Origin of the sequence: Vagococcus allomyrinae (assembly GCF_017829975.1) — a bacterium.
Taxonomy (GTDB): Bacteria; Bacillota; Bacilli; order Lactobacillales; family Vagococcaceae; genus Vagococcus_D; species Vagococcus_D allomyrinae.
On record NZ_JAEEGA010000015.1, the window covers coordinates 23622 to 39478 of the forward strand.

Genomic DNA, 15857 nt, shown 5'->3' on the forward strand with positions numbered 1-15857 from the left:
CAGAAAGTTGATTAGGCAGATGCTCCCTAGAAAGGGGGTAATTGTTGACGAAATAATTAGACCGATCAGGGCAAGGCTTAACAAGATTGCTAAACAGCCATTAATATGGTTGGAAAAGCGCTGCTTACGCCTGTCGTTACGAGATAAAGGGGGCGCGTTAGTGTCATTATGCCATTTACCGCGAAATAGTTGAATCCCAGTAATAAAACTAAGTCCAACAATAATAAGAGAAAGAACGGTAGTTGCAGTCAGTAAAAGTGAAAAATGATTCATCGTAATCAGCTCCTTTGATTATCTATAATATACTACAAGAATAGTTATTTTTAAAGAGGAAATAATGAAAAAGAGAGTTTTGAGGATCGGAGTGGTCGATAAGAGTGAGATCTTTATCAAGTTTGTCTGCATAATTACCTCGGCTGAATGGGAATGCCCCAATAGCAAACATCTCTTTAATGACTAATAGGTAGTGGTTCTTTGGTGTAAAATAGGCTAGTTTTTCTTAATGAATGTCATTAATGAGGTAAAATCTGGTCATTTTAAAAAATTTGAGCTAAAATGGGGATAAAAGAGAGTAAATGGAGGCGCTAAAGGAATGATAATAGGCTATACATCAATAATGACGCCAGAAGAAGAAAAACACTTGTTGGCATATGGCGTTGACGAAATTGTTTTCAAAGATCCAGATAAAACAGAATTGGATTCTTTCAAACAATTTATGGCGTCTAACCGTGCAGAGACGATCGCCATTGTAAGGTTGTCCAGCATCGGTGAAAGCATTACAATCGTTCAATTATTAGACTGTTTTATGGCACTTGCAGAGGAAAACAGAACGCTTCATGTAGTGGATCAAGACATGGCAGAACGGCTGACTGATCAACAATTTCTGTCCTGTATCATTGCGATTGCCAAGTCAAACAAAGCTGCTATTATCAAAAGAACCATTTTAGGACAAGAGAAAGCCAAAAGTGAAGGTCGGCAAGGGGGGCGCCCTACGATAAATCCTGAAACGGTTAAACGAATTCAATATCTGTATTATTCAGAACATTATTCATTGAAAGAGATATCTGCTGAGTGCAATGTTGCCTTAGCGACAGCTTATAAGTATGTCAATTTGTTATTAACAGAAGATTATCACGTCCATCCTACCGAAACGTTATAGATGCCCCAATTTTTAGATGCTACTGACCAACTAAATGACTTACTAGAGGCAACTTCTGCTGACAGTCTTATATTTGTCAATTATTTCAGTCAGAGGTGAAATCATTAAATGTACAGCACAGTCTTAGCTTGCTATAGTAAGAGGTGAAAGGTGGTGTTTGTATGAAAGATTATCTCATTCAGAAGATCTCAGAAGGAAGTACGCTTGTGTTTGTTTTTGATAAGTTTCATTCATTTTCGGCCGATAAAGTGATAGACGTAATGGCGACAGAAAATGAATTATTAATGGTCGGTCAGATAGATTTTAAACGCAAAGCACTCATCAATTTATCGCAAGTTAATTACATAAAGGTTGTTGATTAAACAGTCCTCCCCTCAGTGACTCTCTTTGAAGATATACTGAGGGGAGTATTTATTCTGGTAAATGAATAATGATCGTCAACTTATTTTGATGATAGTGAGCAGTGAGGGTGCCGTTCATTTCTGCAATCAATAGTTGGGAAATGGCTAAGCCTAAACCGGTCGACTTATGGGCAGTATCGACAGTGTAAAATCGGTTGAATAGTTTACCGACTTGCACCTCATTGAGGCTGGCCGCGGTATTAGTAAAGCTGATTTCACCTGTTTCATTAAGGGTAACTGTTAAATCGCCATCACTAAAATGAGTGACGTTAGTTAACAGATTAGTAAAAATGCGAGATAAAGCGACAGCATTAAGTGAACGATAAATTTTTTTATTGGTGAGGTGAATAGTCGGCACGATCGCTTTTTCCTTTAGCGGGACATAAAAACTTGCGAGACTTTCTTCCAGCAGGTCATTGATCACAACAGATTCTGTGCTTGCCTCACTTTTAGATGAAAGTGTCATGGAATAGTTGAGGGAATCAATTATTTAGACGATTGAGCTCATTCTAACATTGCTAATTCAACTCACGAAGGAGCTGTTCAAGAGAGGAGCTTGTTGCGTCAATAAGCACTAAATTTGTGATAGAATCTGATTAATTACCATGGTATCATTTAAGAGTATCTTAGCGAACATTGAAATGACAGAGGAGGAGTAGCATGAAGTTATTATTAAATGAGGAAGAACACTATTCAGTGGTTCAATTTCCTGCTAGCTATCAACCGAATATGGTTGAAATGAAAGGTTTTAAGAGTGTTATCTGGACAGCTGAGGAGTGCTCAGTGGTTGCTGTAACTGCTCAGTTAGATCCGACTGAAGCGATTGCTGTGGAAGACGGATGGGTCTTATTGCAGATAAGCGGGGTTTTAGATTTCGCTTTAACAGGCATTTTAACGCAAATTGCGAATCCTTTAGCGGAAGCGGGGGTTTCCATCTTTGCTTTGTCAACTTACAATACCGATTATGTCCTATTGAAAGCCGTTGACGTTGAAAGAAGTCTGCCGGTTTTAGCTGCTGCGGGCCATCAAGTGACGACGGCTTAAACTGATGGCAGTGTCACAGATGATTGGCGTGACTTTCTTTCTGATCACTCTAGTGATAAAATGAAACAACGAATGGGTCAGAATCGATTCGATATTGTGTAAAGGTCGTGTTGTTGGTGAATAAGGAAAAAGAAGCAAGGCGAAAATGGGGAATGGCAGCGGGCTTTATGGCTTATATTCTCTGGGGGATTTTGCCTTTTTATTGGAAGGCTGTTGGCAAGGTAGCTCCTTTGTCTGTCTTGAGTTACCGGGTGGTCTGGTCGTTTGTCTTTATGTTAGTCATTTTGCTGATTGGTGGAAAATGGTCGCAGTTTATGGCAGAAGTGAAAGAAGTTGTTAGCAATCATCGCCGTTTGTTGGCGATTGTGGCTGCTTCCTTGTTAGTGACAACTAATTGGTTTATTTTTATCTTTTCAGTAAGTAGTGGCAAAGTTATTGATGCCAGTTTAGGGTATTATATGAATCCCTTAGTCAATGTGGTGTTAGCAACCCTTTTTTTAAAAGAGCGTTTGGGTCGTGGGGAACTCATCGCCTGTTTGTTAGCCGCATTAGGTGTTGTGTTGCTAGCCATTCAAAGTGGAGTCGTTCCTTGGGCTTCTATTGCTATGGCCGTGACTTTTAGTCTGTATGGGCTAATTAAGAAGGTAGCCGCTGTCAGTTCTATGACAGGGTTGACGTTGGAAACGGCAATTATCGCTCCTTTTGCTTTTATTTATTTGGTGTTTTTTTCTTCTGAAGGCTTTATGTCCTTTGATTTAAAACTTAACCTATTGTTAATAGGGGCAGGTATTGTGACAGCCATTCCGCTGTTTCTATTTGCGGAAGCGACGAAAAATATTTCATATATCCTCGTGGGATTTTTGCAATATATTGCACCAACACTGATGTTAATTGCGGCTGTCTTTCAATTTAAAGAAACCTTTGCTGTGCCGCAATTACTAGCATTTGGCTTGATTTGGTTGGGGGTTCTCATCTTCACAGCTAGTAATATTTTATTGCTTCGGAAAAATAAACAGCGAACTGGTTTGGCCAAAAACGACATTTGAGTCTCTTTCAAGTGTTGTTTTTTTGCTTAATTTTGAAGAAAGATTGAAGAATTTCCTCATAAAGTGGGGATTAAGTTAATAATTAACAATAATTGATGTTTTTGTGATAAAATGAATCAGGTAAGATTTTAAACTCTCAGGAGGTAAGATGTTGAACAAGAAAGAGATAATTAGTAATATAGTGTGGTTTGGCGGTCTTTTAATCGTCTTATTCATCATCCGGACCTTTGTATTTATGCCGGTTGTTGTATCCGGGAATTCAATGGACCCAACGCTACAAGATAGAGAACGAGTAATTGCGACCAAAACAAAAAAAATTGAACGATTTGATATTGTGACGTTTCCAGCTCCAGATGATCCCAAAAAGAGTTATGTGAAGCGCGTGATTGGTTTGCCTGGAGATACGGTGGAATATAAGAATGATCAATTGCTTATTAATGGCGAAGAGTATGACGAGCCTTATCTGGATGAATTTAAAGGACAGTTAGAAGACGGTGATTTCTTAACGATCGTAACCGCAGAAGATGGTCAGCCTCATAGCGAGTTTAGTTTAGCCAATTTGACGGCCTTAGGGTCTAGTACTGTGCCTGAAGGAGAATTATTTGTTTTAGGTGATAATCGCCGAATTTCAAAAGACAGCCGCTTGATAGGCTTTATTGAAAAATCTGATATTACGGGAAATGTGAAGTTCTGTATTTGGCCTCCTAGTAAGTTTGGTCCCGTTAATTAGTAACTCACCCATTAGAATGATTGAATAGTCTAAAACTGTGTTAAATCAGTTTATGGACTATTTTTTTTGCCATCATTTTTTGGTTATTTAGGGGATGACTATTAGATGTTGCCGTCTGTCGGAAGACTGAAGTGTTTAAGAGGAAAAATTGTTAACTTTTGTAAAATTTTTCCAACCTTTTGGATTTGTGACACGTCTAATCAGTGAATAAGATAACTATTAGGGAAGGATGTGAATGTGTTGGTGGATGTCATTGAGGTAAAAGCTGCCATTAAAGGAGATCGTCAGGCGCTTGAAACGTTGTTGAAAGATCATTATCAGCAATTATATAAAACAGCTTTTTTATATGTAAAAAATGAAGCAGACGCTTTGGATATCGTTCAAGATTCGGTCATAAAAATTATGACTAAGATTGATTCGTTAAGTCAGCCCGCTTTTTTTACCACCTGGGCTGTTAGAATTGTGATCCATACTAGTCTGGACTTACTACGACGTCCAAGTCGACAAGTTTTAACAGAGCCTTTGGAGCACGTTGAGGCGAGGCAAGGCTTATCTGAGGACAGTCGTTTAGACATTTACGCAGGAATTGCCAAATTACCTGAAGATTTACAAGAAGTGACAGTTTTACATTATTTCCACGGCCGCAAGGTCAGAGAAATCAGTTTGATAACAGAAGAACCAGTTGGGACAACAAAGTACAAGTTGCATCAAGCACGTGGTTTATTGAGAGATTATTTGGAAGGAGGGGAATTCCATGAAGATGAATAACCAGTGGGAAAAAGAGTGGCAGGAAATAAACGTTCCTCAAAAGGCTGTTTTTCAAGCGATTGAAAAGGGCTTAGGGGCGGATCAGAAAAAAGGTGTCGAAAGTAGCCAGCGGAGAAAAGTAACAAAGATTCGGTCATTCATTAAAAAGAATCATCGGCTATTAGCTGTTGCGGCGACTGTGCTATTGTTAGCATCTGCCGGTATTGCTAGTATTAATAGTAATCGTCAAATGAAATTCAACTCTTCTGAAAGTCAGCACCAATCGGCCCCCCAAGCCGATAAAGCGGTTGAGTCGCCTGCTGCTACCCCAAAAGTGGATGAAGCGACTGGGCAACAGGAGGTAGAGACAAAAGGGAAAGTGGAATTTAGTACAAATGAAGCTGGTGGAGATGCAGCAACAGAAGCCAGTCCAGAAGCTAAAAAAAGTGCGGCGTCAACTCAGAAATTGATTAAAACCTATGATATTGCAAAAGAAACCAACGATTTTAGTCAAACGATTGAAAGGATCGAAAAGACCGTTAAGACATACGATGGTTATGTCAGTCAATCGGACATAACAAATCAGGAGAGCGATGATTTGTTAAGAAGGGCAAGCTATACGTTTCGTATTCCTCAGGCTAAAGTAGAAGAATTTGTCACGGCTTTGGCTAAAATTGGTGAAACTATTTCTTCGTCAGAAAACGCCACAGACTATAGCTTAAGCTATGCAGATAACGACAGTCGGATTACGGCATTGCAAACAGAAGAAGACGCACTGTTGAAATTATTGGAAAAAAGTGATAATGTTCAAGATATGATATACATTCAAGACCGTTTATCCCAAGTCAGAAGTTCAAAAGAAAGTCTGATTCAACAAAATAAACTAATTGACAGTCAAGTGGCTGAAACGGAAGTTCGTTTGTCAGTCAATGAGGTTAAGAAAATCACCAAAGAAGAAAGCACCACAATATTAACCAAGACAAAAGATAATTGGCACGATCAATTGAAATTTTGGCAGCAGTTGGGTCAACAGTTAGCTGTCTTCTTTTTAAGTGTGGGGCCTTATCTTGTGGCAATTATTGGTGTATTGGGTGTTATCTGGTGCGTTAATAAGAAACGTCGAGTCTGATCATCAGCTTGACTAGGAGGCGTAAGATGAAATTAAGGTACATAGGGATGATTGCTGTCTTAGGGAGTAGTCTATTACTCAGTGGCTGTATGTCTGAACAACAAGCTGCTAGTGCCCCGAAAGTAAAAAAAAGTCAGGTCGTTGATTCCGCTATTGAAAAGTATAGCAGTGAGGATCGTTTGTTACACTTTGCTGCTGAAAGTAGCAGTTTGATGCTTCAGTCAGAGGGGAATCAATTATACGGACCAGTAGCGCCGTATTTGATGCTGTCTCTTTTAGGTGAGGGCGCTGTTGGAACGACTCAGAAGGAAGTGTTCGAAGCCTTATATCAAACACCGACTTCGCGAAAAACACTTCACTCGTTTAATGAAGAGTTGTTAGGGAAATACTTGGGATCAGGTGATATTAAGATGGCCAATGGACTTTGGCTAGACGAGCCAGTTAAGTTAACAACCTCTTTTAAGAACATTGCTGAGGAGTATTATTACGGTGATATTAATAACGTCTCTTTTACAGAGGATCCTGAGTCAGCAGCAACGGTGATTGCTAAATGGGCAGCAGCTAATTCAGCTGAAGGGATCTATGACAAATCGTTAATTGAATCAGGTTTCGCCATAGTTCTATTAAATTCTTCCTCTTTGACCTTGGATTGGCTAAACCCTTTTGATGTTAAGTTAACTAAGGAGGAGATGTTTTATGCTGATGGTAAAGAGCTAAAAACGGCAATGATGCACCAAAGTTATGCCAGTTATCCATACGCAGCAGGAACAGATTATGTGGCTATCTCCTTGCCGTTGAAAAATGGCAATCGACTGCAGCTCATCTTGCCAAATGAGGGCGTTGATGTCAGAAGTTTGATTGATACAAAAGAAAAGATGTTATCCTTGTTTTGGATTGTTGAAAACAAAGCCTCTAAAATGACTATTTCAATACCAAAATTTCGCGCACAGAATAGCCTTGATTTACAGCCTAGTTTGGAAAAAATGGGATTTGAACGAGCTTTTTCTAAAGACGCAGCTGATTTTAGTCGGTTGAGCAGTAACGTTAGTCTATATCTTGGACGGGCGATGCAGAATAATCGCTTGTCAGTTGAAGAAGATCAAGTGAATGGTACAGCTTATACTCAAGTGATGATGCCTGTCACCCCAGAAGAACCCAAGGTACCACCAGTCGTTGTGCCAGAGGAACCCATGATGGAATTTAAGCTGGATCGATCGTTTGTCTATTTAATTTCTGATCAGGATGGGGTTCCTTTACTACAAGGAATTGTTGATGATCCCAGCATCATGAACTAAGAATAGCCTTTTTGCCAGCATGCTTGATATGCTGGCTTATTTTGATTGCTAACAACGCGCTTTTGGGGGTGTTTTTTGGATGGTAAAGGACAGTCTTAAACCCCAATTTTTCTTAAAATATGATACACTTATGACAAACGTTTCATCACCTTGGTGTTTGCCATTTTAGGGAATCCTTGATTGAGGTAGGTGAGATTTTCTGTGATGATGAATGGCTAAATAGCGGGAGTTTAGGACAATACGAGGAGTGAAGCTGATGAGCTTAGAATTTATCTATGGACCAGGGAGTTGTCAACATGAAACACCACTGGTCGAACGGGCGACAGAATGGTTGACAGCCGATCCAAAACATGAAGTATTTTATTTGGTGCCGAACCACGTAAAATTTGAGACTGAAGTAAGTGTTTTAGAAAATTTACATCAATTACCAGCTTACGCTGGTTGGAACAATATGACGACCATGCGCTTACAGGTGTTTAGTTTTTCTCGTTTGGCATGGTATTATTTGCAGCACACGGCTCTCTATCAGGACGAGCATTTAAGCGAGGCAGGGACGCATATGCTGATTCGCAAAATTTTACTGGCCCAAGCTGAAAATTTATCGGTTTTTCGCGGCGAGGTTAATAAGGCTGGATTTATTGGACAGCTAGCTGATTTATTTAGTGAGTTACAAGATGGCAGCATTGATTTAGCTGATTTGACTGAACTTTTAACAGAAATGGGCAATTCGTTAAAAGAGGCTGATTTTAAGGCGAAACTGCAGGATTTTCAGTTATTGTACGAGGAATATTTGGTAGCTCTAGCTAGTCGAGAGGTGGGGAATAAGGAATTAATTTCTCATTTGGCTGAATACTTAAAGGAACGGGATTTATCTCAGGTCATGTTTGTCATCAGTGGTTTTTCTCGATTTACAGCTCGTGAGCAGCAGTTGATTGCAGTGTTAGTGGAACGAGCGGCGGAGGTTAAATTAAATCTGGTGTTAGATCAGGCCTATGTTCAACGTCCTCCTGAACGATTCAATATGTTTTTTGATGCAGGGAAGCTATATTATGAACTGCATCAATACGCTCGCAGTAAGCAAGTTCATTTGTTGGCGGATACCCGTCTGCCAGATGCGGAAGGGCAGATTGGTCTTGTGGATGAGTGTTGGCGTGACTCTCAAGAGGTGAGTCCCTCAAAAAAATTTCCTAAATTAGTGACCGATAAGGTGCAAATTTGGGAGGGGACAACGCCTTTTGCTGAAGTAAGTCATGTGGCCAAGGAGATTCGGCGATTAGTAGCTGATGAGGGGGTGCGTTATCAGGATATTCAAGTGTTGACTCGTGAACTGCCAGCATACAGTAAGACGATTGGCCCGGTTTTTAATAGTCATGAGATTCCCTACTACGTGAATCAGGAACTGGAAATGAAACACCATCCTTTAGTAGAACTTTTAATAAGTCTTTTCGCGATTCAAGAACGACATTTTCGTTACACCGATGTTATGCGCTTTTTACGTACAGAACTTTTTTTACCAATTGAGGATAAGCAGTTGTCGGTGGCAGCGTGGCAAGAGTTGCGCAATCGCTATCGCGACAAGGTTGATGTAACTGAAAACGTGGTGTTGGCTTATGGCTATGAAGGTTTCTACTGGACTCAGGAAAAAGACTGGGTATATATTTATTACGATTTTGAAAATGATGAAACAAAAGAAGATGAAAATTTGTATGCTCAGCGGATTTCCAATGAAGTACGGGGGGATTTGCGGAAAGCATTGTTGCCTTTTTTTGCTGAAATAAATCAAGCTGAAAATGGGCGCCAAGCGGCCATAGCTCTTTATCAATTTTTAGTGTCCAGTGGAGTAGAGCAAGAGATTATTTACTGGCGAAATCAGGATATTGAAGCGGGAAAATTAGAAGAAGCCAAGGTTCATGAGCAAACTTGGCAGGCCTTTATTCACTTACTGGATGAGTATGTCGCGATACTGGGAGAAGATCGATTTGTCCTCAAGGATTTTGTGGATATTTTAGAGACTGGGATGGCTGGTCTTTCATACAGTAAGGTGCCGACGACGATTGATCAAGTGAGTATTTCTTCAGTGGATCTAATCCATGCTCAAAAAAATCAAGTGACCTTTATTATTGGGGCGACGGATAATGTGTTGCCTAAAAAAATTGAGAATAAAACGTTGTTATCTGACGAAGAGCGCAGTTTGATCGATGATCGATTGGACGAAGGGAAATTTTTAATTAAAAATACATCAGCGGATTTAGCTAAAGAACCCTATATTGCTTATTTGGCCTTTAATTCTACGGCAGATCGCCTATATTTAACGTATCCAGCGACTAAAGAAGGTAGTAAAGAGGTGAAAATGTCGCCTTATCTTGGTATCTTGTCTCGCAAGTTAGGATTGCCTGTTCAAACAAAACGCTTATTGCCAGCTGATTTTAGTTTAAGCACGGACTATATTAGTACTTATCGTAATCTGGTAACAGATTTAAATGCTTTAAAGAGGCAGGTTGAGGAGGCAAGGGCCACCATTTCACCTTTTTGGCTGGAGTTGGAGAAAAAACTTTTGGAACATCCAGACTATCAGGAACTAGCTCGTAAAACTTTTGAAAGTCAAGTTCATAAAAATATGCCAGAGGCCCTAACCCCAGCTTTAGTGGACGCGTTATACGGTGAAACGATTCACGGTTCGGTTTCAAAAATTGAAAGTTTTTATCAGTGTCAATACAAGTATTTTATGAATTATGGGTTAAAATTAAAAGAGCGAGATGTGTTTGAGTTAACGCCGGCAGCCACAGGTGATTTTTATCATGATGCTTTAGATCAGTTGTTTAAAGTATTGATTCGTGAGCAATTAAACTTAAGTGAGTTGACGACAGAGGAATTGAAAGAAGTCACAAATCAAGTATTGGCGGGGATTTTAGCAGAACCAAAATTTGCGATTTTAACGACCAGTAACAGAATGAATTATATTCGCTATCAGTTAGGGCAGACAATTCAGCGAGTCAGTTGGGCTTTGAGAAAACAAAGTCAACGAACGGGCTTGTCAACTGTTCAAACGGAAGTTTTATTTGGTCAATTCGCTCAGGAAAGGAGTTTGGACAGTTTAACTATTGAATTGGGTCAGAATAAACAAATGAGTATTCGTGGGAAAATCGACCGCTTAGATCGAATTGATGTGAACGATCAGGCATATTTAGCGGTAGTTGACTATAAATCCAGTCGTCATACCTTTGATTATCGCGATGCCTATTTTGGACTGGCTATGCAGATGATTACTTACTTAGATGTGGCTTTAAGTAATGCAGTGATGTTAATTGGCACAGAAAAAGCCAAACCAGCTGGTGCGTTTTACTTGCAGATTAAGAATCCAACAGTGGAGGGGAATCTCCCAGAGGATGTGGCAACGGAAGAATTGTTTAAGGAGTATGGCTATAAAGGGATATTGTTGAATGAAGCCCCTCTATTGGAGCGTCTGGACTTAACTTTGGATGAGCAGCCTAAATCGAGTGTTTTTCCTTATAACATGAAAAAGAATGGCGAATTTTCTTCTAGTCAATTTGTGACGGAAGGGGAAGTTGAGTTGTTAATTCAACATAATCGTCATAATTTTAAGGAAGCTGGGCAAGAGATATTTAATGGGGCGACTAAATTAAACCCAGCTTATCGAGATAAACTGCGTGTGGCTTGTCAGTACTGTCCGTTTCGCAGTGTTTGTCAGTTTGATGTGATGTTAAAGGAAAATGAGTATCATCGGATAGAGAAGTTGAAAAAAGACGATGTGTTAAATAAAATTGTCGAGGAGGGTAATCAAGATGTCTGAAATAAGAAGTGATCTGCCCTTAAAACCTAGTAATAGTCAATATACAGATGGACAGTGGCAAGCAATCTATGACCATGGTGCCAATATTTTAGTGTCAGCCTCAGCCGGCTCTGGAAAAACAACGGTCTTAGTTCAACGGGTAATTGAAAAAATTAAAGGCGGAACCAATGTTGATCAACTGTTGATTGTAACCTACACTGAAGCAGCTGCAAAAGAGATGAAACAACGGATTAAACAGGCGGTTGAACAGTCGATTTCCGCTGAATCCGATGGTGAATTAAAACGTCATTTTATGCACCAGTTGAGTTTGATTCCAACAGCCAATGTCAGCACGCTTCACGCATTTTGTCTACAGGTCATTCGCAAATACTATTATTTAATTCAAATTGACCCAGTCTTTCGTTTGTTAACAGATGAAACCGAAATGATTTTGCTGAAAGAGGATGTTTGGGAAGAGTTAAGGGAAGAACTCTATGAAAAGGATCAGGAAGAGTTTTATCGTTTAACGGCCAACTTTTCCAATGACCGTAGTGATGATGGCTTAACCCGGTTAATTTTCTCACTTTATGAGTTTGCCCGTTCCAATCCTAATCCTAAAGCCTGGTTGGATTCCTTAGGAACAGCTTATGAAGTGAGGGATAGTCTAGCCGATGCGGGAATTTATCAAGAGGTGCTAAAGCCAAACTTAATCAAGGAACTGGATTTGATCATCAGTCAGAGTCAAGAAATGGTCGCTCTGGCAGAGGGTCAGGAAAAATTCAGCAAAGTTAGTGAGTTGCTAGCTGGGGAAGTGACAGTTGGTCAAAGCTTGTTAGACTTGCTTCAAGGTGATGATTTAGAGGGTGTTTATCGCTATCTGATGACGTTGAGTTTTGGTCGTTATCCCAGTTTGCGCAATTTGGAAGATGAGGAAAAAGCCACGAATGAACTGATTAAGGAGTTGCGTAACAGCAATAAAAAAATGTTGACGGATTGGCAAAAAGGGCTGTTTAGTATTGAGCCTGAGAAGATGGTAGCCGTTATGAAAGAGTCACAAGTGATGGTCAGTCAAATGGCCGAGGTTGCGTTTCGTTTTGAGCGAGCATACTCTGCTCGTAAAGCCGAGAAAAATTTGGTAGATTTTAATGATTTGGAACATTTTACCTTGCAAATTTTAGCGACGATTACGGCAGATGGTTGGCAAGGAACTGAGGCTTCAACCTATTATCGGGAAAAGTTTGTCGAAGTCTTAGTTGACGAGTATCAGGATATTAATCAACTTCAGGAGAATATTCTCTTGTGGCTGCGCCAGCCGAAGCCAGAAAAAGGCAACTTGTTTATGGTAGGGGATGTCAAACAATCGATTTATTCTTTCCGCCTGGCGGACCCGACCTTATTTATTGACAAGTATAATCGCTTTGGTGAAGGTCAGGACGGTCGACGAATTATTTTAGCAGAAAATTTCCGCTCTCGTCGTAACGTGTTGGATTTTACCAATTTGATTTTTGAACAACTGATGAATACCTCTGTTGGTCAGCTAGAATATGACGAGGCCGCTCAATTAATCAATGGCTTTAAAGGGTTTCCCGAGACGAATCACTACGATACTGAAATATTGATCTTTGAGAATACCAATGAGACAGAAGATGAATTTGAAGATGTGGACGATAGTTTTCAGATTGATGATAAAACAGAAGGCGAACTGCGTTTAGTCGGCAATAAAATCAAAGGGTTAATCGCCGAGAAATTTCCGATCTACGATAAAAAAACCAAAGAAACCCGTCCGATTCGTTACCAGGATATTGTGTTACTCACACCGACGAAAAAAAATAACCTAGTATTGTTGGATATTTTTAAAGAGTTGGCTATTCCCTTGCACGTCAATGACACGCAAAATTATTTTCAAGCAACTGAGATTCGCATTATGATTGCGTTATTAAATGTCATCGATAACCCTTATCAGGATATTCCCTTGGCTGCAGTTTTGCGATCACCAATCGTTGGGCTAAAGGAAAATCAATTGGCAGAAATCAGAGCCAGCTTAACCACGGGCAGTTTCTTTGATGCTTTCACTCATGTTGTCAGAAACGACAGCAGTGAGTTAGGTCGAAAATTAACAGTCTTTAACAGTCAGTTGTTAAACTGGCGGGAAATGGCTCGACGGCAGCCTCTAGTAGAGCTGATTTGGCAAATTTATCAAGACACTGGTTTCCTTGATTATGTCGGGGGAATGCCAGCTGGCGCTCAGCGTCAGGCTAACCTTCATGCCTTGTATGAGCGAGCAACGAGTTACGAAGAGATGAGTTTTAAGGGATTGTTTCAGTTTGTTCGCTTTATCGAGAAGATGCAAGGGAAGGACAAGGATTTGGCTGAACCAACAGCTATCAGTGAAGATGAAGATGCGGTCCGTGTCATGACGATTCATGCTTCAAAAGGGTTGGAATTCCCCGTTGTTTTTGTGTTGGATTTAACGCGACGGTTTAACTTGATGGATTTGAACAATGCGTATATTTTTGATGATAAGTTGGGAGCAGGGATTAAATATACGGACCAGGATAGTCGGCTCTTTTACCGCACGTTACCTTTTTTGGCAATCCGTGAAGAGAAACGCAAAAAACTGTTGTCAGAAGAAATGCGAAAGCTGTATGTCGCTCTGACTCGAGCTGAGGAAAAGCTTTTTTTGGTCGGTTCTTATAAGGATCAAGAAGCGGCTTGGAAGAAGTGGAGTCGCAGTGCCATGGAACCACGAGTGGTTTTAGGGGATGAATTACGCTTGAAGAGTTTAACGTTAATGGATTGGATTGGTTTGACGCTGATGCGTCACCAGGATGCCCAAAAGTTTCAGACTGAGTATGAGGTGGTCAAAGTTGGCGGTGTTTATCAGCATCCGGCTCATTTCAAGATTAGCTTTAGTGGATTAGAGGCTCTGAGACCTGATGTAACTGCTGTGGAGGAAGTCAATGAGTCCGCTCCTGTATTTGTAACAGAAAACCCTCGTGTGTTAACAGATGCCTTGGCTCGTTTAGACTTTGTTTACCCCTTTAAGCTCTCGACAAAGACGACCAGTTATCAGTCGGTTTCAGAAATTAAACGGGTTTTTGAAGATCCTGATAATGCGGATTTGCTAACTTTGGATTTGACTCAAGAAAAGGCACAAACCGTGAATCGGTATGCAGATGATCAGCTGGCTAAACCTAAATTTATGGAAAACATAGGGGGGGTTCAAGGGACAGAGGTTGGAACGGCCACCCATTTGATTATGCAACTGATGCCTTTAGAGATGCCGACAGAAGCAAGCCTCGACCAGCTAATTACCGAATTAGTAACCAACCGCTCCCTGGATCAACGTGTGGCAGAAAAAATTGATAGGCAAGCGATTATCGCCTTTTATCAAAGTGACTTTGGTCAGTTGTTATTAAGCAATAGTCAGGGCGTCACTCGAGAACAACCTTTTTCAATGTTGATGCAGGCAGAGGCAATCTTTAAGGATTACCCTGCGGCAGCTGAGGATAAAATATTGATTCATGGAATTATTGACGGGTATTACGAAGACTCTGATCAATTGATTTTGTATGATTTTAAAACGGATCATATGGCTAAAGTTGATCAGGTTAACTTGGAGAAAGTCAAACAAAAATATCGTGGTCAGTTGAGCTTGTATCAACAAGCCTTAGAGCAAGTTAAAGGTCGCTCAGTCACTGGTGTGAAATTGATCTTACTATCAGCAGGCCAGTATTTAGAGATGGTGGTTGAATAACATCATCAGTGCGATGTCGTGCCTGACTGCGGCAGAAAATAAGAACAGGTCTGGTCAATTGGCCAGACCTGTTCTTATTTCTCGACATCAATGCCAAGGACAGTTAAATGGCCGTTTCCAACCAGTTTAATCACTAAGCGAGACATGTGATTTGGCGGGAAGTCAGAATCACTTTTTACCCACCAATGAACTGTGCCGATAAAGATCGAGGTCATATACTCAATAATAAAGTCAATCGGTACTTCAATATCGTTTTCGGTAATTCTCAGTTTATTGAAAACATCTTGGTATTGCTCAGTCAGTAACTGAGATAGTTTTTCTCTGAATAGCAAAGCTGAAGTGCCTTCTGTTAAGGTGAGGAAAAAAGTTTTATTTTCGCGAATTTTAATGAAGACAGATGTCAGCATAAATTCCACCTTCTTTAACTTTAAAAAATTCCCTTCAACAAGTTGTTCGGTATTTAAAATAGAGGCGAAAATATCAATGGCAAATTCTAGTACATGCTCATAAAGGTCGAGTTTATCTTTAAAGTGGGCGTAAAATGTCGCTCGATTAATCATAGCCTGATCAGCAATATCTTGAATGGTGATCGCTTCATAACCCTTTTCATCAATCAAGGTGATGAAGCCTTCAATAATCATTTTCTTGGTTCGAAGTACCCGTAGATCTGTCTTTTTTTTCATGAAATCCTCTACTTTCTTTTGTTAGTCAGCCTGTTTTTTCACAAAAAAGTTTCAAGAAAAGCAACAAATCGGCCGA

The 15857-nt window shown here is 40.1% G+C and carries 12 protein-coding genes; 10 read left to right on the plus strand and 2 right to left on the minus strand.

Features of this window, described 5'->3' with window-relative positions:
• Positions 1 to 592: 592 nt before the first annotated feature.
• Both I6N95_RS19625 and I6N95_RS19630 read left to right on the plus strand, forming a co-directional pair.
• Positions 593 to 1159 (plus strand): hypothetical protein, encoded by a 567-nt coding sequence (locus tag I6N95_RS19625; RefSeq protein WP_209531049.1) that lies wholly within the window; start codon positions 593 to 595, stop codon positions 1157 to 1159.
• 161 nt (positions 1160 to 1320) lie between these two features.
• Positions 1321 to 1521 carry a hypothetical protein gene (locus I6N95_RS19630; protein ID WP_209531050.1) on the plus strand — a complete coding sequence of 67 codons (201 nt, stop codon included), beginning with the start codon at positions 1321 to 1323 and terminating at the stop codon, positions 1519 to 1521.
• Between the two features lie 49 nt (positions 1522 to 1570).
• On the opposite strand, the gene I6N95_RS19635 is transcribed toward I6N95_RS19630, so the two are convergent.
• On the minus strand, positions 1571 to 1918 hold the full coding sequence (locus tag I6N95_RS19635) for a sensor histidine kinase (RefSeq protein WP_209531051.1): 348 nt from the start codon (positions 1916 to 1918) through the stop codon (positions 1571 to 1573).
• Positions 1919 to 2220: 302 nt separating this feature from the next.
• Here I6N95_RS19635 and I6N95_RS19640 point away from each other — a divergent pair, with 302 nt between their 5' ends.
• From I6N95_RS19640 to addA, 8 genes are all read left to right on the plus strand, one after another.
• Positions 2221 to 2604, plus strand: coding sequence for an ACT domain-containing protein (locus I6N95_RS19640; protein ID WP_209531052.1), 384 nt, complete (start codon positions 2221 to 2223; stop codon positions 2602 to 2604).
• A 152-nt stretch (positions 2605 to 2756) separates the two neighbouring features.
• Complete coding sequence (gene rarD, locus I6N95_RS19645) at positions 2757 to 3650, plus strand: EamA family transporter RarD (protein WP_245249757.1); 894 nt, start codon at positions 2757 to 2759, stop codon at positions 3648 to 3650.
• 148 nt (positions 3651 to 3798) lie between these two features.
• Positions 3799 to 4380 carry a signal peptidase I gene (lepB, locus tag I6N95_RS19650; RefSeq protein ID WP_209531054.1) on the plus strand — a complete coding sequence of 194 codons (582 nt, stop codon included), beginning with the start codon at positions 3799 to 3801 and terminating at the stop codon, positions 4378 to 4380.
• A 243-nt stretch (positions 4381 to 4623) separates the two neighbouring features.
• Complete coding sequence (locus tag I6N95_RS19655; RefSeq protein ID WP_347340583.1) at positions 4624 to 5148, plus strand: sigma-70 family RNA polymerase sigma factor; 525 nt, start codon at positions 4624 to 4626, stop codon at positions 5146 to 5148.
• A complete protein-coding gene (locus tag I6N95_RS19660; protein WP_209531056.1) occupies positions 5135 to 6256 on the plus strand; it encodes a DUF4349 domain-containing protein in 1122 nt (373 codons plus the stop codon). The genes I6N95_RS19655 and I6N95_RS19660 overlap by 14 nt, the downstream gene beginning before the upstream one ends.
• A gap of 26 nt (positions 6257 to 6282) precedes the next feature.
• On the plus strand, positions 6283 to 7551 hold the full coding sequence (locus I6N95_RS19665; protein ID WP_209531057.1) for a serpin family protein: 1269 nt from the start codon (positions 6283 to 6285) through the stop codon (positions 7549 to 7551).
• 256 nt (positions 7552 to 7807) lie between these two features.
• Positions 7808 to 11362 (plus strand): PD-(D/E)XK nuclease family protein, encoded by a 3555-nt coding sequence (locus I6N95_RS19670; RefSeq protein WP_209531058.1) that lies wholly within the window; start codon positions 7808 to 7810, stop codon positions 11360 to 11362.
• A gap of 1 nt (position 11363) precedes the next feature.
• A complete protein-coding gene (addA, locus tag I6N95_RS19675) occupies positions 11364 to 15098 on the plus strand; it encodes a helicase-exonuclease AddAB subunit AddA (RefSeq protein ID WP_209531168.1) in 3735 nt (1244 codons plus the stop codon).
• Between the two features lie 74 nt (positions 15099 to 15172).
• On the opposite strand, the gene I6N95_RS19680 is transcribed toward addA, so the two are convergent.
• Complete coding sequence (locus tag I6N95_RS19680) at positions 15173 to 15781, minus strand: TetR/AcrR family transcriptional regulator (RefSeq protein ID WP_209531059.1); 609 nt, start codon at positions 15779 to 15781, stop codon at positions 15173 to 15175.
• Between the last annotated feature and the right edge of the window lie 76 nt (positions 15782 to 15857).

What these genes read in the sequence shown, in the direction of transcription:
- I6N95_RS19625 (WP_209531049.1), top strand. Translation starts at nt 593, where the DNA reads ATGATAATAGGCTATACATCAATAATGACGCCAGAAGAAGAAAAACAC.
- I6N95_RS19630 (WP_209531050.1), top strand. Translation starts at nt 1,321, where the DNA reads ATGAAAGATTATCTCATTCAGAAGATCTCAGAAGGAAGTACGCTTGTG.
- I6N95_RS19640 (WP_209531052.1), top strand. Translation starts at nt 2,221, where the DNA reads ATGAAGTTATTATTAAATGAGGAAGAACACTATTCAGTGGTTCAATTT.
- rarD (WP_245249757.1), top strand. Translation starts at nt 2,757, where the DNA reads ATGGCAGCGGGCTTTATGGCTTATATTCTCTGGGGGATTTTGCCTTTT.
- lepB (WP_209531054.1), top strand. Translation starts at nt 3,799, where the DNA reads ATGTTGAACAAGAAAGAGATAATTAGTAATATAGTGTGGTTTGGCGGT.
- I6N95_RS19660 (WP_209531056.1), top strand. Translation starts at nt 5,135, where the DNA reads ATGAAGATGAATAACCAGTGGGAAAAAGAGTGGCAGGAAATAAACGTT.
- I6N95_RS19665 (WP_209531057.1), top strand. Translation starts at nt 6,283, where the DNA reads ATGAAATTAAGGTACATAGGGATGATTGCTGTCTTAGGGAGTAGTCTA.
- I6N95_RS19670 (WP_209531058.1), top strand. Translation starts at nt 7,808, where the DNA reads ATGAGCTTAGAATTTATCTATGGACCAGGGAGTTGTCAACATGAAACA.
- I6N95_RS19680 (WP_209531059.1), bottom strand. Translation starts at nt 15,781, where the DNA reads ATGAAAAAAAAGACAGATCTACGGGTACTTCGAACCAAGAAAATGATT.